The organism is Burkholderia sp. PAMC 28687 (assembly GCF_001577465.1).
Taxonomy (GTDB): domain Bacteria; phylum Pseudomonadota; class Gammaproteobacteria; order Burkholderiales; family Burkholderiaceae; genus Caballeronia.
Window position 1 is genome coordinate 909,731 of sequence record NZ_CP014505.1, and the last position, 21,857, is coordinate 931,587.

The window sequence follows — 21,857 nt, forward strand, 5'->3', positions numbered from 1 at the left end:
GCGCCCCCGGAGACCTCCACGATGCGTTCAGCATCGTGTGACCCTCAACGCTTTGGATAAATTCGAGACGCATGCCACACGTATTGATTGTCGATGACGATCCCAGTACCCGCGAGGCACTAGCCGCGATCATCGGCGAAGACGGACTGACGACAGCAACTGCCGGCGACCTGCGCGAAGCGCGGATTCAACTCGTGCGCCAGACGCCGGATGTCGTGTTCACCGACCTCAAGCTGCCCGATGGCTCGGGCGTCGACCTGTTCGAGGACCTCGATCCGCGCTCGGGCGTGGAGATCATCGTCATCACGGGACACGCGACCGTCGAGTCCGCGGTGAACGCGTTGAAGATGGGTGCGACGGATTACCTCGTCAAACCCATCAACATGCAGCGCGTGAAGGCCATCTTGAGCCGTTTGCCGCGTCCAGGTGACCTGAAGGCCGAGATCGGCACATTGCGCGGCGAACTGCGCCGCATGGGCCGTTTCGGCCTGATGCTCGGCAATTCGCCGGCCATGCAAACCGTCTACGACCAGGTTGGCCGCGTGGCGCCCACAGCCGCTTCCGTGCTGCTGATCGGCGAGTCGGGAACCGGCAAGGAAGTCGCGGCGCAGACACTGCACGAGCTGAGCCTGCGCCGCAAGCACTCGTTCATTGCGGTGAATTGCGGGGCGATATCGCCGAACCTGATCGAATCGGAGATGTTCGGGCACGAGCGCGGGTCGTTCACCGGCGCCGATCGCCAGCACAAGGGTTATTTTGAACGGGCGAACGGCGGCACGCTGTTCCTCGACGAAATCACCGAGATGCCTATCGAGCTGCAGGTGAAGCTCTTGCGCGTGCTCGAAACGGGCATGTTCATGCGCGTCGGGACGACCAAGGAACTGGAAACCGATGTTCGCCTGATCGCCGCGACCAACCGCGATCCGGAGCAGGCCGTGCTCGAAGGCAAGATGCGCCTCGACTTGTATCACCGGCTCAACGTGTTCCCGATCAACCTGCCGCCGTTGCGGGACCGCGGTACCGACGTCGAATTACTGGGTCAGGCGTTCCTCGACGAGCTCAATTCGCGCTACAACACGAAGAAGACGTTCCCGGCGGCCGTGCGCGACATGCTGGCGTCGTATCCGTGGCCGGGGAACGTGCGCGAGCTGAAGAACTACGTTCAGCGTGCGTACATCATGTCGGGCGCCGAATCGGACAGCACGGCGACCGTGCCGCTGCAGATCTCGTTGTCGAAGCCATCGGCGGGAACGGCCGTGACGATTCCGTTCGGCACGTCGCTCGCCGAAGCGGATCGTCAGTTGATCCTGGCGACCCTCGAACAATGCGGCGGTGTGAAAACGCGTGCGGCCGAGATCCTCGGCATCAGCCTGAAGACGCTTTATAACCGGCTGGTCGAATACGGCGATGACGCCGCGAACAAGGCTGCGGAAAGCGAAGCCAGTGAAGTAGGCGACGCAGGCAACCGCTGATCACGTTGTTGCATCGTTGACGCCCGTTCATGGGGACATCGAAAGATGTCTGCTTTGGACGGGCGTTTTTCGTTTGCACGCGCAATATGTACGCCGATAATGCCTGATGGGTCCTGTGAATCGCAGGGCATGGCCCTTGCTGCAACTGGATGGTGGGCTTAAGCGAGTTGCTTGATATTCGGGCGACTTGCGATGCGAACCAAATCGAGAGTCCTTGGCCGGATCCGTTACATCAGGACCGTACGAGTGTCACCATCATAAGATCCAGGGAGCGCGCCATGACCGATCTCACCTCGTCTCGAAACCCATTGCGCGCACAGACGCCGCAACCGCCTGATCCGCCGTTCACACCGGAACCGCCTTCGCCGTCCCCACAGGAACCGCCGGACACCGTTCCCGATCCGACCCGCGAGCCGCCGTCACCGCCTAGCCAGCCGATAGGCGATCCACCGCCGGGACCGAACGAAACACCGCACATGTCCAGCACGTTTCATTGATACGACGAGGCGCCGAATTGCTTGAAGGATTTTCCAACACGCTGTAGGCATTACAACGCACGAGGTAACAATGACCTCATCAGTATTTTATCCAAGGTCATTAATTCTGCTTTTTTTAGCGATTCGCCGCCGACTTAACGCTCCGACGGCCTTCTTCCTGGAGGCATCCATGAGACATCCCGCACTGCGCCGTTCCGCGCGTCATACGTCTCGCCGTGAGGCACGCGCCGACTCACTCAAATCAGCAATGCCGCCGGAGCCTGAGGTTCCGGCGCCGAATGCGACGACCGACCAGACACCACACGATCCCGCCGGACAGAACCGGCCAGCGCCGGGAACGCCGCCTGACGGCGATCACAATCAGGGCGGGGTACGCAAGGAAGGCATCGACTATCAGCGCGATCTGGGCTCGGAACAAGACGCCTGAGAGGGATAAGCAAAGCGTGTCGAGCGCTCTGGCCTTGCACCAAAATCTTCTGCGCTACACGCCCTTGCCGCGTGTTTTCGTTCGTTTGTCACATTTATACACAATTTTTATTTTCCAGATTGTAAAAACGGCACGTGTCTTGCATTGCTATTCCGATCAATTCGAACGAGCAACGACAACTGAGAGGTAAAGCTGTAATGAGCAGATTGATCGTGGTATCGAATCGCGTCGCGCCGATCCAGGAAGGCAAGCCTGCTGCAGGCGGCCTGGCGATCGGCGTGCTGGACGCGCTGAAGGAGACAGGCGGTGTGTGGTTCGGCTGGAGCGGCGAGATTGTCGGGGAAGCATCGGCGCCAGTGGTGGAGAAGCGCGGCAACGTCACGTATGCGACCGTCGGACTGACGCGGCGCGATTATGACCAGTACTACCGCGGCTTCTCGAACGCGACCTTATGGCCAACTTTTCATTATCGGAATGACCTGTCGCGGTTCGATCGCGAGGAATACGCCGGTTACGCCCGGGTCAATGCAAACCTTGCACTGCAATTGAAACCGCTGCTCGAACCCGATGACATCATCTGGGTACACGACTATCACCTCCTGCCGTTCGCGCAGGAATGCCGCGCAGCCGGCATCAAGAATCCAATTGGTTTTTTCCTCCACATCCCGTTTCCAGTCCCTGAAGTCCTCCGCACCGTGCCGCCGCACGAAGAGCTGATCATGGCGATGTGCAGCTATGACATCGTCGGATTCCAGACCGAGGCGGACAAGCAGTCGTTTGTGGATTACGTCGAACGCGGCCACCTCGGGCATCTCAGCGAAGACGGCATGTTGCAGGCGCATGGGCACATGTTGAAGGTCGGCGCGTATCCGATCGGCATTTATCCGGATGCGATTGCTAAGATCGCCGAGCAATTTTCCAATCGCAAGCCGGTCAAGAGCCTGCGCGACAGCCTGCGCGGCCGCAAGCTGATCATGAGCGTGGATCGTCTCGACTATTCGAAGGGGCTGGCGGAGCGCTTCCAGGCCTTCGAGCGCCTGCTGCTTCATGCGCCGGGTTGGCATGGACGGGTGTCGATGGTGCAGATCGCGCCGCCTACGCGCTCCGATGTGCAGACCTATCAGCGCATCCGGCAGAATCTCGAAGGCGAAGCGGGGCGGATCAACGGTCGCTTTGCACAACTCGACTGGACGCCGATTCAGTACCTGAACCGCAAGTACGACCGGAACTTGCTGATGGCGCTGTTCCGGCTGTCGCAAGTGGGATATGTGACGCCATTGCGCGACGGCATGAATCTCGTTGCTAAGGAATACGTGGCATCGCAAGACCCCGCCGACCCGGGCGCACTCGTGTTGTCGCAGTTTGCCGGCGCGGCCGACCAGCTGCCGGGCGCGCTCGTGGTCAACCCGTTCGACCTGTCGCAGATGTCGGAAGCGCTGGAACGGGCGTTATCGATGCCGCTCGCCGAGCGTCAATCCCGTCACACCGACATGATGGCGCCGCTGCGCGAGAACAATCTTTCCGTCTGGCGCGATTCCTTCTTGCAGGATTTGCGCAGTGTGGCGACGGCTGCATCGGTGACGAAGAAAACGGTGCGCCAGGTTTCCGAAGCGAAGCGACCGGCGCGCGTATCGAGTTGAAGCGCTTGCTCCTTCGGTGAAGCCCCGCGCCTGTTCATCCGGCGCGGGGTTTTTTATTTGCGGTCGGCGTGCACGCGGAACGGCTTTTGCGTCGATGCATACACGCAATCAGGAGGTCATCATGAGTGGAAGCACTTTGGATCCGGACGAAGAAGGTGGTGTGGAAGTTGGGAAGGGCCATGGAACCGGCGCATTGGGGCCGAGCGATTCCTCGGATAGCGGATCGGACGTGCAAGGCGAAAAGCGGTATCCAGGTGATATCGAAGACGAACTCGATCAGCATGCGATCGGCCAGTCCGCAGCGGAGCTGAACAGCGACACGGATCGAAACGGAACGGGCGAGATGGCATCGGCGGACGGGGACAACAACCTCGAACTCGATTCGGACATCCTGCCCGACGAGGTCGAAGACGAAACCCGTGCAATCGACGATGAAACCGCCGACCCGGCCAACGACGAGGAAGAAGAGCCGTAATTTCCGCGGTTCCATGCAAAACGGCGCGCCTCGAGGGTGCGCCGTTTTTCTTTGTGCCTGTCAAGCAGCGTTGTCAGGCAAAGCCCGAACGACCGCCCAGCGACGATTACGCGCTACCATCGCAGAAAAAGAACATCTGCGGGAGCGCGCGTTTGACCACGGCAACCACCAAACCGAAAGAACGAAGGCTGAAATTCTTCTGGTCCTGGATCCAGGAGCCGATCGTCCAATGGTCGCAGGATCATTGCGTCATGTTTTCTGCGGCCGTCGCATTCTTCGCGGCGTTTTCGCTTGCGCCAACGCTTGTCATCATCATCGCGGTCGCGAGTATTTTCTTCGGCGCGGACGCGGTGCAAGGGCGCCTGTTTGGCGAGATCGCGGGTGTCGTGGGCGCGGACGCGGCGCATGGCCTGGAAGCGATCGTCGCAAACGCATGGCACGCCGATATCGCCACGCGTACAGCGATTCTTTCCGGCGTGGGCGTGCTGGTCGGGGCATCGGCGACGTTTTCATCGCTGCATACGGCGCTCAACGTGATCTGGCCGGCACCCGTGTCAAGCACACGCGACAGCATTCTCGCCATCTTGCGCGTGCGGGCGATCTCGTTCGCGTTCGTGGTCGGCGCGGGTTTGCTGATCGTGGCGCTCCTCATACTCGATGCCGCCGTGGTCCTCGTCGGACAGTGGGTGCTCGGTACGAGCGGTCCAGCGTTCCTGATTGCGGCGGTTGCTCAACGCGCAATTTCGCTTTTCATGATGATGCTGGCGTTTGCGGTGCTGCTGAAATTCCTGCCGAGCTCGCGCATGCAGTGGCGTGACGCGGCGCTGGGCGCCTCGGCGGCGGCGTTGCTTTTTGAGTGCGGCAAACGCCTCTTTGCGTTCTACCTGCAACACGCGGGCATGACCAACACGTTCGGCGCGGCGGGGTCGCTCGCGATCATCCTGATGTGGCTGTACTACTCGGCGGCGGTGTTCCTGCTCGGCGCGGAAGTATCGGCAACGGCAGGACGCAGGCGCAGGCAACACGTTTCCGGCTGGCGATAAAAAACGCCCTTGAATTGCTTCAAAGGCGTTGGGTTCAGGCCGGGAAAACCAGATTATGCGCGACGCAACTCGGCCGGCGGCACCTTCATCAGGTGGCGATACTTCGCCACTGTCCGGCGCGCAACGATCACACCCTGATCCGCGAGCATCTTCGCGAGGCTGACATCGGAAAGGGGTTCGCTGCTGCTCTCCTTTGCGATCATCTCTTTCAGCAACGCGCGCACTGCAGCGGCCGAACACGTACCGCCGCTTTCCGTGCTCAACTCGCGCGGGAAGAAATGCTTGAACTCGAAAATGCCGCGCGGCGTCGACATATATTTGTTGCCTGTCGCGCGTGAAATGGTCGATTCGTGGAGTTCGAGCTCATCGGCGACATCGCGCAGGACGAGCGGCTTGAGTGCGATTTCGCCATAGTCGAAGAACGCCTTCTGATGTGAAACGATGCACTCTGCCACGCGCTGAATGGTCGTGAAGCGCTGCTGTGCGTTGCGGATCAGCCAGCGTGCTTCCTGCAGTTGCTGGGCGAGCGGTGAACGGCTTGCACCAGCCGATTGCGCGAACAGCTCGGCATACATGCGGTGGATACGGGCGCGCGGGAGAACCGCCGGGTTGATCGTCACGACCCAGTTTTTCTTGACCTGGCGCACGATCACATCGGGAACGACGTAGTTGTCTTCTGCTGCGCCATAATTCGAACCTGGCTTCGGATCGAGCTTGCGCACGAGCGCACAAGCCACGCGCAGTTCGTCCGCGCTGCAGCCGATCTTCTTTTGCAACTCGGCTTGCTCACGGCGTGCGAGCCGTTCCAGATGATGCATCACGATCTCGATCGCAACAGCGCGTCCCGGCGTATCCGCGTCGAGTGCATCGAGTTGCAGACGCAGGCATTCGGACAACGTGCGTGCGCCGACGCCGGGTTTATCGAGCGATTGCACGAGCTTCAGCGCGATGTTCAATTCGGCTTCTGACAATGCCGGTTCGATATCGACGAGCTCGGACAACTCCTGCAAATCCTGACGCAAGTAACCGTCGTCATCGAGTGCTTCGATGATCAGTTGCGCCACCGCGCGGTCGCGATCGTTGATTGGATAAAGCCGCAGGGTGTCGTGAAGCGTTTCATGCAAAGACGGTTCGATGCGAACCCAATCCGCGGGATCGGACCCGTCTCCATCGCCGTTGTTGCGTGTCGATGTACGGCCAAACGGATCGGAGGAGAACTCGCTCATGGAGTCCTCGTGCGACTGCGAGTCGCTGCTGTCCGAACCATCGTTGCTACTCTCGGCGGCCATGGGTGCGTCGACCGGTGCGGTGGCTTCGCCGAGCGAGGGCGTCTCGCTCAGGGAGCTGCCGTTGTCGGTAGAAAGCGCGTTGTCTTCCGCTTGCGTCTCGTCGTACTCGAGGAAGGGATTGGTATCGAGCGCGTTGCGCAATTCCTGCTGAAACTCGAGCGACGAAAGCTGCAGCAGACGAACCGATTGCTGGAGGCGCGGCGTGAGCGCAAGACTTTGCTTGGTACGTAGTTCGAGGGAAGGCGGCATTGCGTGTTGTTCCTCAATGTTGGATCTTTCGTGCGTCCTCTAAAAGCAACACTCGTGCCATGCGAGTGATCGCCATCATGCAACGTGCGTGAGTGCACGATCCGATAGAGATTTTTCGCATGGATGTTGCCCGTCGTATTCTTGTTCAGGGACTAATTCGCGCACTTTTTACACGCCCATCGGCAAAGCGCGGTGGTCTTGAAGACTGATAGGGGGTGGCTGTCGAGACGCAAACATCACACGTATGAATCGTGCGGTGCGCATTGATGCATGGGGTTTTCAGGGTTTAGTCCGGGTCACATTTGCCGATCGCCGCAAGCGTCCCGGCACGCTACTTGCGTCGCTTACCATGCTACCGGTAGTGCTTTGGCATAGCTGGTATGAACCGAGCAGGTTAGTGCAGCAAGAAGCTGCGGCCGTACGAGGCGGCCTGCGATCAATCTGGACAGCGGACTCCGCCGTCCTCTTAATTCGATAAGAAGGAGATTCTCTATGAAGTCGACCCAATTCCTGAAAGCAGCCGGTGGTATCGCTTGCGTCGTGTTTGCGCTGAATGTCAACGCACAGACCGCTACGCATGCAACAGGTGCTTCCACGTCGATCGGCACGAAGGTCGATGACTCTGCAATCACGACGAAGGTCAAGGCCGAGTTGCTGGGCGCGAAGAACGTCAAGTCCACGCATATCCACGTGAAGACGCGTGCGGGCGTTGTCTCGCTGACGGGCACGGTGCCGACGGCCGATGACAAGAGCGGTGCTGAAGAAGTCGTGGCAAAGGTCGACGGTGTCGACTCGGTCAAGAACCATTTGAAGGTCGTTCAATAAGACTAACTGAGAGATGCGGGCGGGCTGAGAGCCGTCCGCCTCTTTTCTGGTTTTATCGAAAAAATTTTTCACGCTGGACACAATTGATCAGAAGTACGAATAAGTAACTCAACGTCCGGGCGCACAGGGATTACTGTAGACGTCCGGCTTACAAGGAATTGGAGATGACCATGAAGACCACTAAAAAGTTTGCTTTGCTCGGCGCACTCGCTTTTGCATTGGCCGGCCCCGCGATGGCTCAATCGGGCGGCGGTGCGGCCGGCGCGGGTGGAGCAGGTGGCGGTAATTCGGGCGGTCCGAATGCCGCGCCGGGAGATCCGACAACGGCGGCTCCGGACGGAACGATGAAGATGCACAAGAAGGGCATGGGCGGAACGACGCTGCACCAGCAGGACAAGAAGTCGCGTCTGCACGGCGCGTCGGCGGCTGCCGCGGCGTCCGCCATGGGCACGAACGACAAGGGCGCGCCGCACTGATTGATCGCTTTGAGTTTGCAGCACCGAACCCGCCCTTGCCGGCGGGTTTTTTGTTGGCTGATTCGTTTCACCGAACGCCAATAAAAAAGCCGCTGCGCTTTCAAGCGCAGCGGCTTTCGCCGTACATCACAACAAGCTTGAGTTACGACTTCGCAGCCGCTGCGTACTGGTTGCGGAGATCGCGTATGCGATCGTGGTTCTGGATCACACCCTGGTACTGGCGTTCGACGACCGCGCGAACATCGGCGGGTAGTTCCTTGTCCAGCGCCTCGCGATAATTCTTCTTCGCGACGTCTTCACCGCGCTCGCATTCGTCAAGGATCGCGTGGTCCGTGCGGTGGCTCATAGCCGCCTTCACGTCCACCCATCCGCGATGCAGGGCGCCACCCACGGTACCGCCCGTTTCCGGCTTGCCGCCAAGTCCTTGAACCACACCTTGAAGCTCCGTCGCGCCGCGTGCGCAGTCGTCTGCGCGGCCGGCGAACAGTTGCTTGAGCGATACGTCCTTCGTGTCTTCTGCTGCCTTCCTGAAGCCCTTTTCGCCGTCTTTCGACGTTTCGATCAGATCGTTGAGTACCGAGACGATGTTCGTGCTCATATGAACCTCCTGTGAGTTATCGAAGATGGCCCGCGGCCGGGTTTGCAAGGATGGTTCTGGAATTTCCCATCGGACCGTGGTCTTTATACAGTCGCAACGGGCGTGCCTGAACAAAGTGCCGAGGTAGAAAAAGAAAGGCCGCCAGCGGTGCATATACTCGCGGCGGCCCGTGAAACCAAACGCACGTTTCTATGCGCGCCGTTCAGCAAATTCCTGCACCGGTTCGGGCGGCTTGACCGGGTCGAAGTCCGCCCAGCGTCCGTTCCTCCATTGCCCCGAAGCGCGTTCCACTTCCATGCCGCCGGCATCGCGAAGGATGGATGCGGCTTCACTCTGCTGCTCAGGCGAGCAGTGCACCGCTACCAGTACGCCGGACTGGCGTGCGTCGATTGCATTGGCCGAGCCGTGGTTATCGGAACTTGTTTCATCTTGCGGCGCGCGTTTGCCTGATTTGGCGTGAGACATGGCGCCGGCCAGCGAACCCACATAAGCGCCCACACCTGCTGCGACGACCGCAGCGAGCCACGGGGCCTTGAACACGAGGAAGATGGCCGCGCCGATGATCGCGCCGATCACGGCGCCGATCGTGACACCTTTACCCGCACCCTTCGATGAATCCTTGGCGCCGGCATTTGCATTGTGGTCTCCTCCGGTGTTCAGCCGCGAGTGTTGTCCGCTCGGGGACACGTAGAAAAGCGTGACGTCTTCCTCAACAAAACCGCGCGTGAACAAGCGCTGGGCCGCGGCCTCGGCTTTTGGAAACGTCTGAAATCGTCCAGCGATGATCAGCGACATAAGGACCTCCAGAAAACGTTGAATCGGATCAAATCGAACATGCGCAACTACATGCGATGCAAACCGTCACTCAGGCTCCATGCCCGCGACGCGAAACAAGCCGCTACGCAGCACGACACTGTCACCGCCGTTGCGATCGAGCGCTTCCGCACACACCGAACGAATCCGGGCGCGGCCTTGTTCGTACGCATTCATGAGGTCTTCCTCTCTCGCGGAAGCGGCGCCGAAGTGATCTTCGAGCGCCTCTGCAGAAATGGAACACACCACGGGGTCGGAGTCGACCAACGCCGTGAAGTGCAGCGCAAAGTCATCACCGTCGTAGACGGGGGAGTCGTCGGCAAACTGGATGTGCATGGTCGAATCCTCATAGGCCGGCCGGGGATGCTGATCGTGCAGAACAAACCTTCCCGGAACGGCGGTCATGATGCGATGCCCTTCAATTTGGCGAGTTGCTGCGCCATGGCGTAGTGGTGCTTGATGATCGGCAGTGCCTTGGCCGCCGTGTTCTTGAGCAGCGCGTCGTTGCCCTTCATGCTTTCCGTGCTGAATACCGTGATCGCCTTCTGATGCCCGTTCAACGCGACTTGCTGGATATAAACTTTATCGAACGCAGCGCCGCGCAGCGTTTCCAGACTTCCCGTCACCGCTGCATCGGCGCTCGGCGCCTCCGTGATGCCGTGATGCATGGCTGCGGCATCGAGGTAACGCGCGAGACGTGTGTGATCCGCGACCATCCGCTGAGCGAAGGCTTTTACTTGTGTATCGGACGAATTCGACAGCGCCAGTTTGCTGGCCGCGATTTCGGTGGCACCCGCGGTGCCGGCTTCCAGGACGAATTGTTGGTCGATGGTCGACAGTTTGCCTTTCGCTGAGCTTGACGAAGCCGCCGACACCGGCGATGCGCCACTCGCTGCGGGCGCTGCCTGGCTGTCCGAACCCGGACGGGCCGGCGCAACGGAGTTCCCGTTTTGTGCATAAGCCGCCAAGGGAACGCTCAGCGCCATTCCTATGAGCAGTACGTGCCGCGCCAGTCGTGTCATTCGCATCTCCATGACGGGACGAACTCAAGCCACTCTTTCGCGTTCGCCGAGCGCTTCGATGATGACCTTGTTGAACGCGGGAATGTCGTCCGGCTTGCGGCTCGTGATCAGGTTGCCATCGCGATGAACCTCTTCGTCAACCCACGTGCCACCGGCATTGCGAATGTCATCCTGCAACGTCGGCCAGCTTGTCAACGTGCGTCCCGCAACGATGCCCGACGAGATCGGCAACCATCCGCCATGACAGATCACGGCGATGGGTTTTCCGGCCTTGTCGAATTGCTTGACGATACTCTGGGCTTTGGCATCAACGCGGATTGCGTCGCCGTTCACCACGCCGCCCGGCAGAACGAGCGCGTCATACTCGGCGGGTTGGGCCTGATCGAACGTAACGTCCACGTCCACCTTGTCGCCCATGTCAGTGTGGACGAAACCTTGGATTTGCCCCGGCTTTTGTGAGATCACATCGACGCGCGCGCCGGCAGCTTTCAACGCCTTTTGCGGCTCCACGAGTTCGGCTTGCTCGAATCCGTCGACCGCGAGGATCGCGACCTTGTAGCCGTTCAGGGAATCAGCCATGCGTAAGCTCCTTTAGTGCATTGATGAACCGGTCCCGATAAGGGAACCACGTTCATCGAAGCAGCAAAGGGTGTGCCCAGGGACTGAAAGCGAAAGGCGGCCCTCAGGCCGTTGCCGGCGTCTTGCTGCGTGAAATCCGCAACAGGCTGACGAGTGCCGCGGCGGCTGCAAAACAGGCGGCAACAATCAGCGTAATCGTTGCGCCGTGTTGCGGCGCGATACCGAAAATGAGCGCGACCAGCGCCGCGCCCAGTGTCTGGCCGGAGAGCCGCGCGGTGCCGAGCATGCCGCTTGCGCCGCCGCTGCGGTTGCGCGGCGCGGATGACAACATCTGCCGGTTGTTGGGCGACTGGAACAGACCGAAGCCGAGGCCGCAAAGTGCCATGCGCCATGCGATATCGAACGGGGCGGGATGCGCACCCGTGCTTGCAAGCAGCAGCAATCCGGCGCTCAAAAGCGCAAGCCCGATGCCGCCGAGTACGCCGGCCGAATACCGGTCGGAAAGCATCCCCGCAAGCGGCGCGATGAACACGATCACCATGGGCCAAGGCGTCATGAGAAAGCCGGTCTCGACCTGCGTCATGCCGAGCGTATTTTGCAGCAAAAACGGCAGCGAGACGAACGTCAGCATTTGTGCGGTGAACGAACAGAACGATGTCGCGATCGATAGCGCAAAAACAGGAATCCGCAGCAGATCGACGGGTAGCAGCGGCGCCGTCTGCGTCAATTGCCGGCGCACGAAGAAGTATCCAATCACGCCCGCCACGACAAACTCCGCAATTACGTATGGGCGATGTTCGCCGTGGCCCAGGCCATCGACAGCGGTAATCGCGAGGCCGAACACCGCGGCGTTCATCAACGCGCTGAGATAGTCGTATGGCCGGCGATGCCCCGGCGTGCGTGGCAACGCTTTCCAGCCCACGAACAGCGCCGCGACACCGATTGGCACGTTGATCGCAAACAGCCACGGCCATGGGGCAATGGCGAGCACGCCGGATGCGACCGTCGGCCCGATTACCGCCGATACAGCCACCACCGACGCGTTGATGCTGACACCGCGACCCAGATGCTCCGGCGGGTAGATCATGCGCACGAGCGCGGTGTTGACACTCATGATGCCTGCAGCGCCGAAGCCCTGGATCACGCGGGCGACCGCCAGCGAGGTCAGCGACCCGGACAGCGCGCAGCCAAACGATGCCAGCGTGAACAGCGCCAGTCCGGCCATATAAACGCGCCGATAACCGATCCGGTCGCCTAAAGACGCCAGCGGCAACAATGAAACGGTGATTGCGAGCTGATAGGCGTTGACGACCCAAATGGAGTCGGCGGGACTCGAATTCAGGTTGCGTGCAATGGTGGGAAGCGCGACGTTCGCGATGGCGCCGTCGAGCACTGCGAGCGTGATGCCGAGCGCAACGACCAGGATGGCCCAATAGCGCTGGGGGTACGGAAGGCCTTGTTCTGCGTCCATCGATGGGGAAGAGGGGGGGAGCCGCGCAGTTTAAGGCGTGCGCCTTTCAAGTGGTTTACTTCCACTGCGGCGGCAGGGACAGCCGCCGCAGCGAGCGGAATCCTACTTCAGCTCATAAAGCCCGGTGTACGTCGCCGAATCGATCTCGTTCAGATGCGTCATGAAACGCGCAACGGCATTTGTCGTCGAGGCATCGACGGGAAGGTGAGCGGCCTTCAGCGCGTGAATCCGGAAGATGTATCGATGCGCCTTGTCCCCACGCGGCGGCGCCGTGCCACCGAATCCGACCGTGCCGTAGTCGTTGCGCAGTTGCAGCGCGCCGGCCGGCAACAGGCTGCCGTCGGCCTTTCCTGCGTTTTGCGGCAGCGAGTGCGTTTCTGCCGGAATGTTCACCACGACCCAATGCCAGAAGCCGCTGCCGGTAGGCGCATCGGGGTCGTAGACGGTAAGCGCAAGGCTTTCGGCTTCAGGCGGCACGCCTTCCCATTGCAGCGCGGGGGACAGGTTTTCACCGTCGACGCCAAATGACTGCTGGTCGAATTCATGCGTCTTCGAAAGATAACCGTTGGCCGCGAACTCATCGGACCAGATACGAAAATCAGCCATGGGACATTGCCTCCTTGACGGTTGGATGACATGCCTGCGCGCAGCAAACATGCCTGAGGCGCGTGGAATCGCGCAAAAGTGTTGCAGCCACGCCCGGACTTTTGGCATTCAGCTTATTTTTGAGATGTCTGCGCATAAAATGGCGCAAACCGGATCATTTCAAGCACGAATCTGAAAGGATGGACATGCCGAACACCTTGGGACGCGCATTGCACAGCGTGACTGCATCGCCGAGCCAGCCCGCGGACGACGCCGATATGTTCGAACTCGCGCCGGTCTCGCTGTGGCTCGAGGATTTCAGCGCGGTGCGCGAGGTGTTCGAGGGCTGGCGCGCGGACGGTATTGTCGACCTGCGTTCTTTCCTGCGCGCCGATACCGCCCGGATTGCCGAATGCTCGTCGCGCATCCGCGTGATCAAGGTCAACCGGCGCACGCTGGCGCTCTTCGGCGCGAGAGATCTGAGCCACCTCGTGGACAATCTCGGCGCGGTGTTTCGCGATGACATGCTGCTCACCCACGCTGACGAACTGGAGCAACTCTGGTCGGGCAAGGCGCAGTTCGTGAGCAAGACCGTGAACTACGCGCTCGATGGAAAACGCCTCGACGTGTTGCTCAAGGCGGTCATCCTGCCGGGTCACGAAGCAACGTGGGACCGTGTGCTCGTGACGGTGGAGGACATCACCGAGCTGGAAAACGTGCGCCGCAAGGCGGCTCTCAGCGAGCTGTACGCACGCGGGCTGTTCGAGCACTCGCCGGTGTCGCTGTGGGTGGAAAACTTCAGCACGGTAAAGTCGTTGCTCGACGATATCCGCGAAAGGGGCATCGTCGACTTCCGTACTTTTACGAACGTGCATCCGGAGTTCATCGAGCGATGCATGCAGGAAATCCACGTGCTCGACGTGAACCAGCACACCCTCACCATGTTCGGCGCACCTGATAAAGCCACGTTGCTGAGCCGTCTAGGCGATGTTTTCCGCGACGAAATGGTCGGCCATTTCCAGGAACAACTCGTCGATCTTTGGGAAAACCGGCTGTTTCACCAGCGCGAAGTCGTCAACTATTCGCTCGAAGGCCATCAGCTCAACGTGCATCTGCAGTTTTCGGTGTTTCCAGGCCATGAAGCCAACTGGGACCTCGTGCTGGTCGCACTCACCGACATCACCGCGCGCAAGAAAGCCGAGGCATACCTCGAATTCCTCGGCAAGCACGACGCGCTGACGAAGCTGAAAAACCGCTCGTTTTATATCGATGAAATGAACCGGCTGGAACGCAAGGGCCCGTTCCCGGTGACGGCCGTAGCGGTTGATGTCAACGGGCTGAAGGCCGTCAACGATCAACTCGGGCACGCTGCCGGCGACGCATTGCTGCGGCGCGCGGGCGAGGTGCTGGGCAAGGCGGTTGAAAAGCCGAGCCACGCCGCACGCATTGGCGGCGACGAGTTCGTGCTGCTTTTACCGGGTGTCGATGAACGCGGCGGCGCGGCCGTGATCGAGAGCATCCGGCAACTGGTCGAGGTCAACAACCAGTTCTACTCAGGGCTGCCACTGAGTTTCGCGTTGGGCGCCGCCACCGCGCAGGACGGCGAGCGGCTCGAAGCCATGATGCAACGCGCCGATGCCGCCATGTACCTCGAAAAGCGCGCGCACTACGGCGCATCCGATCAGGCGTAGTACGCGTATTGCCTACTGACCGGCCGTCGATTCGTCGATACCGCGCGTGAGCGCCGGGCACGCCTCGCCGATCTTCTGCTCGTACTCTTGCGGGTTGCTTGTCTTGAGCGCCGCGAAACGATCCACGGTTGATTGCGCCTCCTTGTAACCGAGGTTCCACTCGCCGTCGAAATCGGGCGCATCGGTGAAACTTTTGCGTGCAACCGCTTTGAAGCGCGCGATTTTTACCGCATCGATATGGCAGATATCTGCCGCACCGCGCGCGATATTCGCGCTCGTGCGCACGCCTTCGGCCGCGACGCTTTGCGGTGACGGCTGCTGCACGGCCGGGTGGCCTGGGGGCAACGCCTGCGCAGTCGAAGGCTGCACCGTTTGCTTCTGCGCGTGCGCGGTGAGCGGGAGACCGCAAGCAACGACGCATGCGATCAGGACAAAATTTACGCGTATAACGGCGTGTCGAAGAGTCATGCAAATCCTTGTATTGGGGGCCACGTCGAGGCCTGCGAGCGGGTGGGGAAGTATAGCCAAAGAGCACCCGGCAAGCTTTGCCGATGGACCCGGGAGACGCAGCGCAAGATTGGATTTTGCGCGAAAGGCCCTTGAAAACCCATGCTAAACTCGTTTCACCTAGAGGCGCTCTGCACAAGTAGATGATGAAAAAAGCAAGTAAAGTAACAGCGCCGGTTCGTTCGAAGTTCCGCTCGGAGCCTCGCAAAAATCGTTCGGTGTCCGTACCGGTACTTGACCGGCACGAAGTGAAACGGAAATACGATCCGGAACTAACCAAACGCAACATCATTGAAATCGCGACCGCCGAATTCGCCGCAATGGGCTTGAGCGGAGCACGCGTCGACGCCATTGCCGAGCGCACGAGCACCACGAAGCGCATGCTGTACTACTACTTTGGCAGCAAGGAAGGGCTGTACGAAGCGGTGATCGACGAAGCGTACGGGAAGATCCGGGCGCTCGAACAAGCGTTGCGCCTTGAAGCCATGGAGCCTCGCGAAGGCCTGTGCCGGCTCGTCGAATTCACATTCGATTTCCACGATACACAACGTGACTTCGTCCAGCTCATCGCCGGTGAAAACATCAGCGGCGGCACGCATGCCGAGCATCTGAAAGCCTTCAAGGCACGCAATTCGAGTGTGGTGAAGACCATCAGCAATCTCATTGGCCGGGGTATCGCGGCAAAGGTGTTTCGCGACGATGTCGAACCCGTCGATCTGCATCTGATGATCAGCTCGCTGTGTTTTTATCGCGTCTCGAACCGGCATACGTTCGCCATGGCGTTCGGACGCGATCCCGCCGGTCCGCGATTGCGCGTGCGCCATCGGGCGATGATCGTCGATACGATCTTGCGGTTCATGGCGCGCTGAAAAGCAGCAGGTCCTAAGCGGGCATCTCCGGTTACCCGTTTTTGATCGCGTGACCCGCATTCACATGCAAGGCTGTTTATTCGACGGAATCAGGCGTCACATCGGACGCATCGAGCATTGTCCGGTGAGTCGCCTCGTACGCATCAATCTGCAGATACAGCCGGTGAACCGTCTGGATCTGCGTATGCGACAAGTGCGATGCCCGTGCCACCAATGCCAGCCGTTCCCGCCAGTAGGCTGGCGGAAGAATCGGACTCAGCGCGTCGTCGATGAGTGAACGCCGCAGCACCAGCTCGAGGTGCGACAACTCCTGATCCGCCAGCATTGCGGAAAATGCGCCCTGAGGCTTGGTGTCGGACATAAGGTTCATCAGTGCTCAACGGCTGCATTCATTGAAACTTTAGGTGTCCGCCGGTCGGTACAAACCCTTGGGGCCGTGGCCTGTCTGGTTCCTTACTGGATGGGTCTCGCAATTGCGCGGTCCAGATCCGCACGCGCCCGGTTCACCTTGCGTTGCCACGCGTTGATGTTGAGCTGGTCCGTGCCCTTCTTTTGCGCCCGCGCCAATTCGCCCTCCCACGCGCGCAGCGTGTTCCTGGCCTGCGCGATGGCGTCATTGTGGCGCTTGAGCGCGCCGGACCTGCGTTGCTCGATGGCCTCCGGCGTGCATTCGGCGTTGGTTTTATCGAGCGCCGCTTGCAGCGAATCGAGTTGCGCCGTGTCGTCCCGATTGAGCGCAATGGCCATCTGTCGCTCCAGGCTCTGGCGATGGGCGTCGCATGCATCGGTTTCCGCCGAGGCGTGAGCAACCGACAAACACATGCTGAGCGCGACGGCGACGAACAATTTCATGGCGGAATCCGTAACTGACTAGATTGGGCTTTGGGTCGAAAAGCGTGTCCCGCCGTTATCCTGAGCAGGCGAGGTCGGCGTATTTTAGCGAGTTGTGGATTGCGCGCGGAATGAGTTTTGCGCGGTTTGCACTGACTGACTACTTTTTCACGAGGAATACGCTCATGCGTTTCGATTACGAGGGCTTTCATATCGATTGCCGGTCGCGGCACGATCAGGACGGCCTTTACTACGCCCAGGCGCACATCACGAAGGCTCCGGCCAAGGGCAACGGGCATCCGGAACGGCACGAGTCAGGCGACATAGACGCATTCGATAACGACAGCGACGCCATTGCTTGCGCGCGGGCCTGGGCCATTGACTGGTGCAGTGAGCATGCGGCCTAGCGCGGCACGGGTGGATGCGCCCGTCGCATGCTAGGATCGCGGCCTGCCAACGGGAGAAGCCATGCAATATTTGCACAATGAACATGTCATCGACGTGTTCGTCGAAAAGCGTGGGGACCGTTGGGACTGGTCCGTGCAGGCGGGCGCGCTGCCGCTCAAGAAGAATACGGGCGAGATGGCGCCGACCAGCAATGTTGCGGAAAACGAAGCGCTGATGTGGGCGAAGCGTGAGCTCGACCGAAGGTTTCCGGTCGAGCGCGAGTAGACGGCTTAAGTTCGCGTCAGGCGCGCCGTTAGTATTGGCATGGAACCTTTAAACTTCACCTCCGATGCCTCCCGTGACCTCATCCGGGCAGCCGGCGAGACGCTCGAACTGATTTGCCGCCTGCGCGGCATTGCGCTCGAAGCACTCACCGACGACGAACTCGGCGAGTTCTTTCTCAATGCGCTGGCGGTCGATGCCTGAAGGCATGATGCAGTCGGCCGGTTGAATGCCCGCGTTTTTTCTCAAGTTATGTGCTGCGCGGCCGTTATCCGGGTCATGGACATGACCAATCCCACCGCGACCGCGTTTCGCAACCTCGTGCTTGCCGCCGACGAGACCCTCCATCTGCTGTGCCGCCTGCGCGGCATCACCATCGATGATTTGTCGGAAGACGCGCTCGAAGCGTTTTTCTTCGAAGCGCTCGATGACGAGTTCTGGGTGAATTCGCGGTAGAGGGTTTTTTCTCAAGGCCGGCTTGGCGTTTTGCCGGACCCGAGATAGCTCTGATGGACAGAGCTGGAGCTTCTTGGTCCCCCTGGCAGGAATCGAACCTGCATCTAGCGCTTAGGAGGCACTTGTTCTATCCATTGAACTACAGGGAGATGGATATGAGCGGTGAGCGTACGTTCGGCCAAGCCGCTTCTTCCTAAATGAAGCGCCGACGCAGCGGGCAGAGTATAGCAAAGAGCGCCACGGTGAAGGGCAGCGGCGGCATTGCTGTAACTGGAAAACCGCAGCCTTTCCTAAGTCCTCGGGAGCGCTCAACAATCAATTTTCCAGCTACTCGATCGGGCGTCGCGCGAAATCTCTCCGGTCAAACGTCGTCGAACGAATAACCGTGCTTACAAAGCCGAGTTCTTGCCGCAAACATTTGATGGCCCGGAATGATAGCCGCCGCTAGCAACGCCCGTAAGCAGCTCCAAACCAGCGCGCAAGGCGTCGTCGGAGAACGTGCTGTCTTTTGAGCGGGCGAACGGCTGGATCGACCGGTTCGTGCATTCGTTGCCGTATGCGCTGTTTGCGAGCGGGGTGGCGCTCAGCCGGATGTTATCGGCGGCCGTATTGGCATTCGCATTTGAAACCATCGACGCAATACCTCCGGTGCACAGGATAAATACGGCTGTCAGACGCGTTATGTTTTCCATGGATTGCTCTCGATAATGTGTTGCAAAAACACGGACTGATTATCGAGCGAATTGGTATTAGCGTCAATTTCCGGCATTAGCTCAATAGGATAGCTTTTGGACGAATATGATCGCCGTTCACTCCAGGCATAAGCCATGACTGAATTGGAAACTGCTTCGGTCGTTTTTTTCCTTCTGCTGGCGTCGGCCGGCGTCGGCGTATTCATCCGTCCGCTGTTGCCGGAAGAGCACAAGGCGTTCGAGACCGTGCAATTGCTGAAGCTGGTGATCGGCATGCTCGTCACGTTCGCGGCGCTCGTGCTGGGGTTGCTGACGGCGTCGGCGAAAACCCTGTTCGATACCACCAACAACGACATCCGCAGCTACGCCACCGCGCTGATCCAGCTCGACAACAGCCTGCGCCAGTATGGCGCCGAAGCCGACACGCCTCGCCAGCTCCTGCGCACTTATACGGCGGCCGCGATTGCGTCGACGTGGGCGCAGGAACCGCCGCCGCCAGGCGACTATTTTCCGAAACTCCCCGCACCTGATCCGAATGCTGATCACCTTGACAGCCGAGAGCTGGGAACGCTGCTCGAGCGTGCGCAGCACGAAGTGCGCGAACTGCAACCGCGTGACCCGTACCATCAAAAGATGGATAACGAGGCGCTGCTCCGGTTCGACAACCTCGTCCAGCAACGATGGAAGATCGTCGAGGAGGCGCGCGGGTCGATATCGACACCGTTCGACCGCATCCTGGTCTTCTGGCTGCTCGTCATCTTCCTGTGCTTCGGGTTGATCGCACCGCGCAACGCGCTGGCGTTCGTGATCATCACACTCGGCGCGCTTTCCATAGCATCGGCGGTGCTTGTTATCCTCGACCTCGGCACGCCGTTCACAGGACCGATCATCGTGCCAAGCCAACCCATGCGCGACGCGCTTTCGTATCTGAGCCGCTGAAGCCCGCCAACTATCCGTTCCACATGCCATCGACGCTCTACACCGATCCACGCCTGGTCGCGCTTTACGACACGCTGAACCCCGCTGCGGCGGATACCGCCTTCTACCTTGCGCTTGCCGCAGGCAAGGACCGTGTCATCGATATCGGTTGCGGTACTGGTTTGCTCACATGCGAGCTGGCGGCGCAGGGCGCTCATGTGATCGGCATCGATCCGGCGCCTGCCATGCTGAAGGTCGCGCGCAAGCGGCCGCACGCCGACCGCGTCGACTGGATCGAAGGCGATGCCCGTGCTCTCACCGTGTTATCCCCGGCCGATCTCGTTTTGATGACGGGCCATGTGGCGCAGGTTTTTATCGATGACAGCGTTTTTCTGGAAACGCTCAGAGCCGCCCGGCACGCGTTGCGTACAGGTGGCAGACTGGCCTTCGAAAGCCGCAATCCGGCTGTGCGTGCCTGGGAGGCATGGACGCCCTCGAGTTCACGCAGAAAGATCACGGTGGACGGGATTGGCGAGGTAGAAGTGTGGCTTGCTGATGCCGCCGAAAGCCCGCAATCAGTCGTGCGCTTCACGACGCACTACAAGTTTCGCGCATCGGGAAACGAACTGATATCGCAAAGCGCGCTACGGTTTCGCAGCCAGGACGAGCTCGCCACGCTGCTCGATCAGGCGGGTTTCGGCAAGCTTGAGTGGTTTGGCGACTGGGACAAAACAGCGGTAAGGGCGGACAGCCGCGAACTGATAGTCATCGCGCGATAAAAAGCCCCGAGCGGTCAGCTCAAAACTCGACCGCCACGAAATCTTCCTTGCCCACGTCGCACAGCGGGCAGCGCCAGCTATCGGGGATATCGGCGAAGCGGGTTCCGGCTGCAATGCCGTCTTCCGGCAAGCCGTCTTCCTCGTTGTAAATCCAGCCACAAATCAGGCAAACCCAGCTTTTATATTCTAAAACTTCACTCACGACAGACTCTTTCTTCTCGTTCAGCGAAAAACAGCGAATTATGTACGGATCAACAGTGACGGATCGAATTGTCACAGTTGTTGCCGGCGAACCGCATGTTACCGGAATGTCCGAATCCGCTCCCGGAGAAGGGCGTTTTGACGTGCGATAAAACCTGTTTCGCCGCCACCACTCTGGACCTCAAGTGACCTGCGTCTCTTTCACACGGTCGGTGTATCCTCTGCCGGGCGGATTTTGTGCACTTCCGCGAAGGCTTGTTGCCAACTGGTTTGAGCGATGCCATCGCGTGCTGCACAAGGCCTGTTTTGGCGGCCGGGATTGTTCATCGGCAGCCGCACTCTTCTTGGGAGCAAAAAAATGACGTTCAAGAAACTGTTGTCGGGATTGGTGTTGTCGAGCATGTTCCTCGTGAGCGCCGCGGCGCATGCCGAAGCGCGTGTCTTTTTCGTGGAGCCGAAAGACGGTGCGACCGTCACAAGCCCGGTGCACGTGGTATTCGGGCTGGAAGGCATGGGACTCGCGCCGGCCGGCGATCTCGATCCGAACAAGGGCCACCATCACCTGTTGATCGATGCCGGACCGATGCAGAAGGGCCTTGTCATTCCGGCGAACGACAAGTCGCTGCATTTCGGCAAGGCGCAGACGGAAGCCGACGTAAAGCTGACCCCCGGCGACCACACGCTGACGCTGCAATTCGGCGACGGCGCTCACCAGTCGTTCGGCCCGGAAATGAGCCAGACGATCAAGATCCACGTGAAGTAATCGTGTTGAAAGCGCAGCAA

Annotated in this window: 30 protein-coding genes and 1 tRNA gene; 17 read left to right on the top strand and 14 right to left on the bottom strand. The window is 60.0% G+C overall.

Features of this window, described 5'->3' with window-relative positions; all coding sequences use genetic code 11:
- The first annotated feature begins 71 nt into the window (after nucleotides 1-71).
- The 6 genes from AX768_RS04240 (at nucleotide 72) to AX768_RS04260 (ending at nucleotide 5,554) form a co-directional block, all read left to right on the top strand.
- A complete protein-coding gene (locus AX768_RS04240) occupies nucleotides 72-1,472 on the top strand; it encodes a sigma-54-dependent transcriptional regulator (protein ID WP_061998924.1) in 1,401 nt (466 codons plus the stop codon).
- Between the two features lie 278 nt (nucleotides 1,473-1,750).
- Nucleotides 1,751-1,969 carry a hypothetical protein gene (locus AX768_RS31865; protein WP_082771389.1) on the top strand — a complete coding sequence of 73 codons (219 nt, stop codon included), beginning with the start codon at nucleotides 1,751-1,753 and terminating at the stop codon, nucleotides 1,967-1,969.
- Nucleotides 1,970-2,138: 169 nt separating this feature from the next.
- Nucleotides 2,139-2,396: a hypothetical protein gene (locus AX768_RS04245; protein ID WP_061998925.1), complete on the top strand. Its 258-nt coding sequence runs from the start codon at nucleotides 2,139-2,141 to the stop codon at nucleotides 2,394-2,396.
- Nucleotides 2,397-2,593: 197 nt separating this feature from the next.
- A complete protein-coding gene (otsA, locus tag AX768_RS04250; protein ID WP_061998926.1) occupies nucleotides 2,594-4,036 on the top strand; it encodes an alpha,alpha-trehalose-phosphate synthase (UDP-forming) in 1,443 nt (480 codons plus the stop codon).
- Nucleotides 4,037-4,154: 118 nt separating this feature from the next.
- Complete coding sequence (locus AX768_RS04255) at nucleotides 4,155-4,511, top strand: hypothetical protein (RefSeq protein WP_062000757.1); 357 nt, start codon at nucleotides 4,155-4,157, stop codon at nucleotides 4,509-4,511.
- Nucleotides 4,512-4,762: 251 nt separating this feature from the next.
- Nucleotides 4,763-5,554 (top strand): YihY/virulence factor BrkB family protein, encoded by a 792-nt coding sequence (locus tag AX768_RS04260; RefSeq protein ID WP_082771461.1) that lies wholly within the window; start codon nucleotides 4,763-4,765, stop codon nucleotides 5,552-5,554.
- A gap of 53 nt (nucleotides 5,555-5,607) precedes the next feature.
- On the opposite strand, the gene AX768_RS04265 is transcribed toward AX768_RS04260, so the two are convergent.
- Entirely contained in the window at nucleotides 5,608-7,092 is a 1,485-nt protein-coding gene (locus AX768_RS04265) for an RNA polymerase factor sigma-54 (protein ID WP_061998927.1), read from the bottom strand.
- Between the two features lie 492 nt (nucleotides 7,093-7,584).
- On the opposite strand from AX768_RS04265, the gene AX768_RS04270 reads away from it, so the two are divergent.
- Complete coding sequence (locus AX768_RS04270) at nucleotides 7,585-7,917, top strand: BON domain-containing protein (RefSeq protein WP_061998928.1); 333 nt, start codon at nucleotides 7,585-7,587, stop codon at nucleotides 7,915-7,917.
- A gap of 170 nt (nucleotides 7,918-8,087) precedes the next feature.
- Nucleotides 8,088-8,393, top strand: a complete 306-nt coding sequence (locus AX768_RS04275) for a hypothetical protein (RefSeq protein WP_062000759.1) — start codon at nucleotides 8,088-8,090, stop codon at nucleotides 8,391-8,393.
- Between the two features lie 142 nt (nucleotides 8,394-8,535).
- Here the strand turns inward: AX768_RS04275 and AX768_RS04280 are convergent, their stop codons facing one another.
- From AX768_RS04280 to AX768_RS04310, 7 genes are all read right to left on the bottom strand, one after another.
- The gene (locus AX768_RS04280; RefSeq protein WP_061998929.1) at nucleotides 8,536-8,991 is read right to left on the bottom strand and encodes a PA2169 family four-helix-bundle protein; all 456 of its coding nucleotides are present in this window, start codon (nucleotides 8,989-8,991) and stop codon (nucleotides 8,536-8,538) included.
- Nucleotides 8,992-9,180: 189 nt separating this feature from the next.
- A complete protein-coding gene (locus AX768_RS04285) occupies nucleotides 9,181-9,786 on the bottom strand; it encodes a hypothetical protein (RefSeq protein ID WP_061998930.1) in 606 nt (201 codons plus the stop codon).
- A 66-nt stretch (nucleotides 9,787-9,852) separates the two neighbouring features.
- Nucleotides 9,853-10,209, bottom strand: a complete 357-nt coding sequence (locus AX768_RS04290) for a DUF1488 domain-containing protein (RefSeq protein WP_375508125.1) — start codon at nucleotides 10,207-10,209, stop codon at nucleotides 9,853-9,855.
- On the bottom strand, nucleotides 10,206-10,826 hold the full coding sequence (locus tag AX768_RS04295) for a DUF4142 domain-containing protein (RefSeq protein WP_231941318.1): 621 nt from the start codon (nucleotides 10,824-10,826) through the stop codon (nucleotides 10,206-10,208). The genes AX768_RS04290 and AX768_RS04295 overlap by 4 nt, the downstream gene beginning before the upstream one ends.
- A 24-nt stretch (nucleotides 10,827-10,850) precedes the next feature.
- Complete coding sequence (locus tag AX768_RS04300) at nucleotides 10,851-11,405, bottom strand: type 1 glutamine amidotransferase domain-containing protein (RefSeq protein ID WP_061998931.1); 555 nt, start codon at nucleotides 11,403-11,405, stop codon at nucleotides 10,851-10,853.
- A gap of 103 nt (nucleotides 11,406-11,508) precedes the next feature.
- Nucleotides 11,509-12,876, bottom strand: a complete 1,368-nt coding sequence (locus AX768_RS04305) for an MFS transporter (RefSeq protein ID WP_061998932.1) — start codon at nucleotides 12,874-12,876, stop codon at nucleotides 11,509-11,511.
- Between the two features lie 102 nt (nucleotides 12,877-12,978).
- Nucleotides 12,979-13,482, bottom strand: coding sequence for a YbhB/YbcL family Raf kinase inhibitor-like protein (locus AX768_RS04310; protein ID WP_061998933.1), 504 nt, complete (start codon nucleotides 13,480-13,482; stop codon nucleotides 12,979-12,981).
- 185 nt (nucleotides 13,483-13,667) lie between these two features.
- Here AX768_RS04310 and AX768_RS04315 point away from each other — a divergent pair, with 185 nt between their 5' ends.
- Nucleotides 13,668-15,152 carry a sensor domain-containing diguanylate cyclase gene (locus AX768_RS04315; RefSeq protein ID WP_062000762.1) on the top strand — a complete coding sequence of 495 codons (1,485 nt, stop codon included), beginning with the start codon at nucleotides 13,668-13,670 and terminating at the stop codon, nucleotides 15,150-15,152.
- 12 nt (nucleotides 15,153-15,164) lie between these two features.
- On the opposite strand, the gene AX768_RS04320 is transcribed toward AX768_RS04315, so the two are convergent.
- Entirely contained in the window at nucleotides 15,165-15,521 is a 357-nt protein-coding gene (locus AX768_RS04320; protein ID WP_231941319.1) for a hypothetical protein, read from the bottom strand.
- Between the two features lie 284 nt (nucleotides 15,522-15,805).
- Here AX768_RS04320 and AX768_RS04325 point away from each other — a divergent pair, with 284 nt between their 5' ends.
- Complete coding sequence (locus AX768_RS04325; protein ID WP_062000764.1) at nucleotides 15,806-16,528, top strand: TetR/AcrR family transcriptional regulator; 723 nt, start codon at nucleotides 15,806-15,808, stop codon at nucleotides 16,526-16,528.
- Between the two features lie 76 nt (nucleotides 16,529-16,604).
- Here AX768_RS04325 and AX768_RS04330 read toward each other — a convergent pair whose 3' ends face one another.
- Nucleotides 16,605-16,898 carry a hypothetical protein gene (locus AX768_RS04330; RefSeq protein WP_061998934.1) on the bottom strand — a complete coding sequence of 98 codons (294 nt, stop codon included), beginning with the start codon at nucleotides 16,896-16,898 and terminating at the stop codon, nucleotides 16,605-16,607.
- A gap of 83 nt (nucleotides 16,899-16,981) precedes the next feature.
- On the bottom strand, nucleotides 16,982-17,380 hold the full coding sequence (locus AX768_RS04335; protein ID WP_061998935.1) for a DUF1090 family protein: 399 nt from the start codon (nucleotides 17,378-17,380) through the stop codon (nucleotides 16,982-16,984).
- Nucleotides 17,381-17,544: 164 nt separating this feature from the next.
- Between AX768_RS04335 and AX768_RS04340 the strand changes: the two genes are divergently transcribed.
- From AX768_RS04340 to AX768_RS32610, 4 genes are all read left to right on the top strand, one after another.
- The gene (locus tag AX768_RS04340; RefSeq protein WP_062000765.1) at nucleotides 17,545-17,766 is read left to right on the top strand and encodes a hypothetical protein; all 222 of its coding nucleotides are present in this window, start codon (nucleotides 17,545-17,547) and stop codon (nucleotides 17,764-17,766) included.
- 61 nt (nucleotides 17,767-17,827) lie between these two features.
- On the top strand, nucleotides 17,828-18,031 hold the full coding sequence (locus AX768_RS04345; RefSeq protein WP_061998936.1) for a hypothetical protein: 204 nt from the start codon (nucleotides 17,828-17,830) through the stop codon (nucleotides 18,029-18,031).
- A 39-nt stretch (nucleotides 18,032-18,070) separates the two neighbouring features.
- Nucleotides 18,071-18,232 (top strand): hypothetical protein, encoded by a 162-nt coding sequence (locus tag AX768_RS32605; protein ID WP_155524180.1) that lies wholly within the window; start codon nucleotides 18,071-18,073, stop codon nucleotides 18,230-18,232.
- Between the two features lie 81 nt (nucleotides 18,233-18,313).
- Entirely contained in the window at nucleotides 18,314-18,484 is a 171-nt protein-coding gene (locus tag AX768_RS32610) for a hypothetical protein (protein WP_155524181.1), read from the top strand.
- Nucleotides 18,485-18,558: 74 nt separating this feature from the next.
- Here AX768_RS32610 and AX768_RS04350 read toward each other — a convergent pair.
- Nucleotides 18,559-18,633, bottom strand: a tRNA-Arg gene (locus AX768_RS04350).
- Between the two features lie 240 nt (nucleotides 18,634-18,873).
- Nucleotides 18,874-19,176: a hypothetical protein gene (locus AX768_RS04355; RefSeq protein WP_061998937.1), complete on the bottom strand. Its 303-nt coding sequence runs from the start codon at nucleotides 19,174-19,176 to the stop codon at nucleotides 18,874-18,876.
- Between the two features lie 135 nt (nucleotides 19,177-19,311).
- Between AX768_RS04355 and AX768_RS04360 the strand changes: the two genes are divergently transcribed.
- Nucleotides 19,312-20,115, top strand: coding sequence for a bestrophin-like domain (locus AX768_RS04360; RefSeq protein WP_061998938.1), 804 nt, complete (start codon nucleotides 19,312-19,314; stop codon nucleotides 20,113-20,115).
- Between the two features lie 23 nt (nucleotides 20,116-20,138).
- Nucleotides 20,139-20,873 carry a class I SAM-dependent methyltransferase gene (locus AX768_RS04365; protein WP_061998939.1) on the top strand — a complete coding sequence of 245 codons (735 nt, stop codon included), beginning with the start codon at nucleotides 20,139-20,141 and terminating at the stop codon, nucleotides 20,871-20,873.
- Between the two features lie 19 nt (nucleotides 20,874-20,892).
- Here the strand turns inward: AX768_RS04365 and AX768_RS04370 are convergent, their stop codons facing one another.
- Nucleotides 20,893-21,075 (bottom strand): rubredoxin, encoded by a 183-nt coding sequence (locus AX768_RS04370; RefSeq protein WP_062000766.1) that lies wholly within the window; start codon nucleotides 21,073-21,075, stop codon nucleotides 20,893-20,895.
- 357 nt (nucleotides 21,076-21,432) lie between these two features.
- Between AX768_RS04370 and AX768_RS04375 the strand changes: the two genes are divergently transcribed.
- Complete coding sequence (locus AX768_RS04375; protein WP_062000767.1) at nucleotides 21,433-21,837, top strand: DUF4399 domain-containing protein; 405 nt, start codon at nucleotides 21,433-21,435, stop codon at nucleotides 21,835-21,837.
- Nucleotides 21,838-21,857 lie beyond the last annotated feature (20 nt).

Excerpts from the sequence above, each read along its gene's own strand:
- AX768_RS04330 (WP_061998934.1), bottom strand. The coding sequence starts at position 16,898 with ATGAACCTTATGTCCGACACCAAGCCTCAGGGCGCATTTTCCGCAATG.
- AX768_RS04360 (WP_061998938.1), top strand. The coding sequence starts at position 19,312 with ATGACTGAATTGGAAACTGCTTCGGTCGTTTTTTTCCTTCTGCTGGCG.
- AX768_RS04305 (WP_061998932.1), bottom strand. The coding sequence starts at position 12,876 with ATGGACGCAGAACAAGGCCTTCCGTACCCCCAGCGCTATTGGGCCATC.
- AX768_RS04345 (WP_061998936.1), top strand. The coding sequence starts at position 17,828 with ATGCAATATTTGCACAATGAACATGTCATCGACGTGTTCGTCGAAAAG.
- AX768_RS04260 (WP_082771461.1), top strand. The coding sequence starts at position 4,763 with ATGTTTTCTGCGGCCGTCGCATTCTTCGCGGCGTTTTCGCTTGCGCCA.
- AX768_RS04375 (WP_062000767.1), top strand. The coding sequence starts at position 21,433 with ATGACGTTCAAGAAACTGTTGTCGGGATTGGTGTTGTCGAGCATGTTC.
- AX768_RS31865 (WP_082771389.1), top strand. The coding sequence starts at position 1,751 with ATGACCGATCTCACCTCGTCTCGAAACCCATTGCGCGCACAGACGCCG.
- AX768_RS04245 (WP_061998925.1), top strand. The coding sequence starts at position 2,139 with ATGAGACATCCCGCACTGCGCCGTTCCGCGCGTCATACGTCTCGCCGT.
- AX768_RS04290 (WP_375508125.1), bottom strand. The coding sequence starts at position 10,209 with ATGACCGCCGTTCCGGGAAGGTTTGTTCTGCACGATCAGCATCCCCGG.
- AX768_RS04295 (WP_231941318.1), bottom strand. The coding sequence starts at position 10,826 with ATGACACGACTGGCGCGGCACGTACTGCTCATAGGAATGGCGCTGAGC.
- AX768_RS04310 (WP_061998933.1), bottom strand. The coding sequence starts at position 13,482 with ATGGCTGATTTTCGTATCTGGTCCGATGAGTTCGCGGCCAACGGTTAT.
- AX768_RS04240 (WP_061998924.1), top strand. The coding sequence starts at position 72 with ATGCCACACGTATTGATTGTCGATGACGATCCCAGTACCCGCGAGGCA.
- AX768_RS04265 (WP_061998927.1), bottom strand. The coding sequence starts at position 7,092 with ATGCCGCCTTCCCTCGAACTACGTACCAAGCAAAGTCTTGCGCTCACG.
- AX768_RS04355 (WP_061998937.1), bottom strand. The coding sequence starts at position 19,176 with ATGGAAAACATAACGCGTCTGACAGCCGTATTTATCCTGTGCACCGGA.
- AX768_RS04340 (WP_062000765.1), top strand. The coding sequence starts at position 17,545 with ATGCGTTTCGATTACGAGGGCTTTCATATCGATTGCCGGTCGCGGCAC.
- AX768_RS04325 (WP_062000764.1), top strand. The coding sequence starts at position 15,806 with ATGAAAAAAGCAAGTAAAGTAACAGCGCCGGTTCGTTCGAAGTTCCGC.
- AX768_RS04275 (WP_062000759.1), top strand. The coding sequence starts at position 8,088 with ATGAAGACCACTAAAAAGTTTGCTTTGCTCGGCGCACTCGCTTTTGCA.
- AX768_RS32610 (WP_155524181.1), top strand. The coding sequence starts at position 18,314 with ATGACCAATCCCACCGCGACCGCGTTTCGCAACCTCGTGCTTGCCGCC.
- AX768_RS04315 (WP_062000762.1), top strand. The coding sequence starts at position 13,668 with ATGCCGAACACCTTGGGACGCGCATTGCACAGCGTGACTGCATCGCCG.
- AX768_RS04365 (WP_061998939.1), top strand. The coding sequence starts at position 20,139 with ATGCCATCGACGCTCTACACCGATCCACGCCTGGTCGCGCTTTACGAC.
- AX768_RS04300 (WP_061998931.1), bottom strand. The coding sequence starts at position 11,405 with ATGGCTGATTCCCTGAACGGCTACAAGGTCGCGATCCTCGCGGTCGAC.
- AX768_RS04280 (WP_061998929.1), bottom strand. The coding sequence starts at position 8,991 with ATGAGCACGAACATCGTCTCGGTACTCAACGATCTGATCGAAACGTCG.
- AX768_RS04335 (WP_061998935.1), bottom strand. The coding sequence starts at position 17,380 with ATGAAATTGTTCGTCGCCGTCGCGCTCAGCATGTGTTTGTCGGTTGCT.
- otsA (WP_061998926.1), top strand. The coding sequence starts at position 2,594 with ATGAGCAGATTGATCGTGGTATCGAATCGCGTCGCGCCGATCCAGGAA.
- AX768_RS04285 (WP_061998930.1), bottom strand. The coding sequence starts at position 9,786 with ATGTCGCTGATCATCGCTGGACGATTTCAGACGTTTCCAAAAGCCGAG.
- AX768_RS32605 (WP_155524180.1), top strand. The coding sequence starts at position 18,071 with ATGGAACCTTTAAACTTCACCTCCGATGCCTCCCGTGACCTCATCCGG.
- AX768_RS04270 (WP_061998928.1), top strand. The coding sequence starts at position 7,585 with ATGAAGTCGACCCAATTCCTGAAAGCAGCCGGTGGTATCGCTTGCGTC.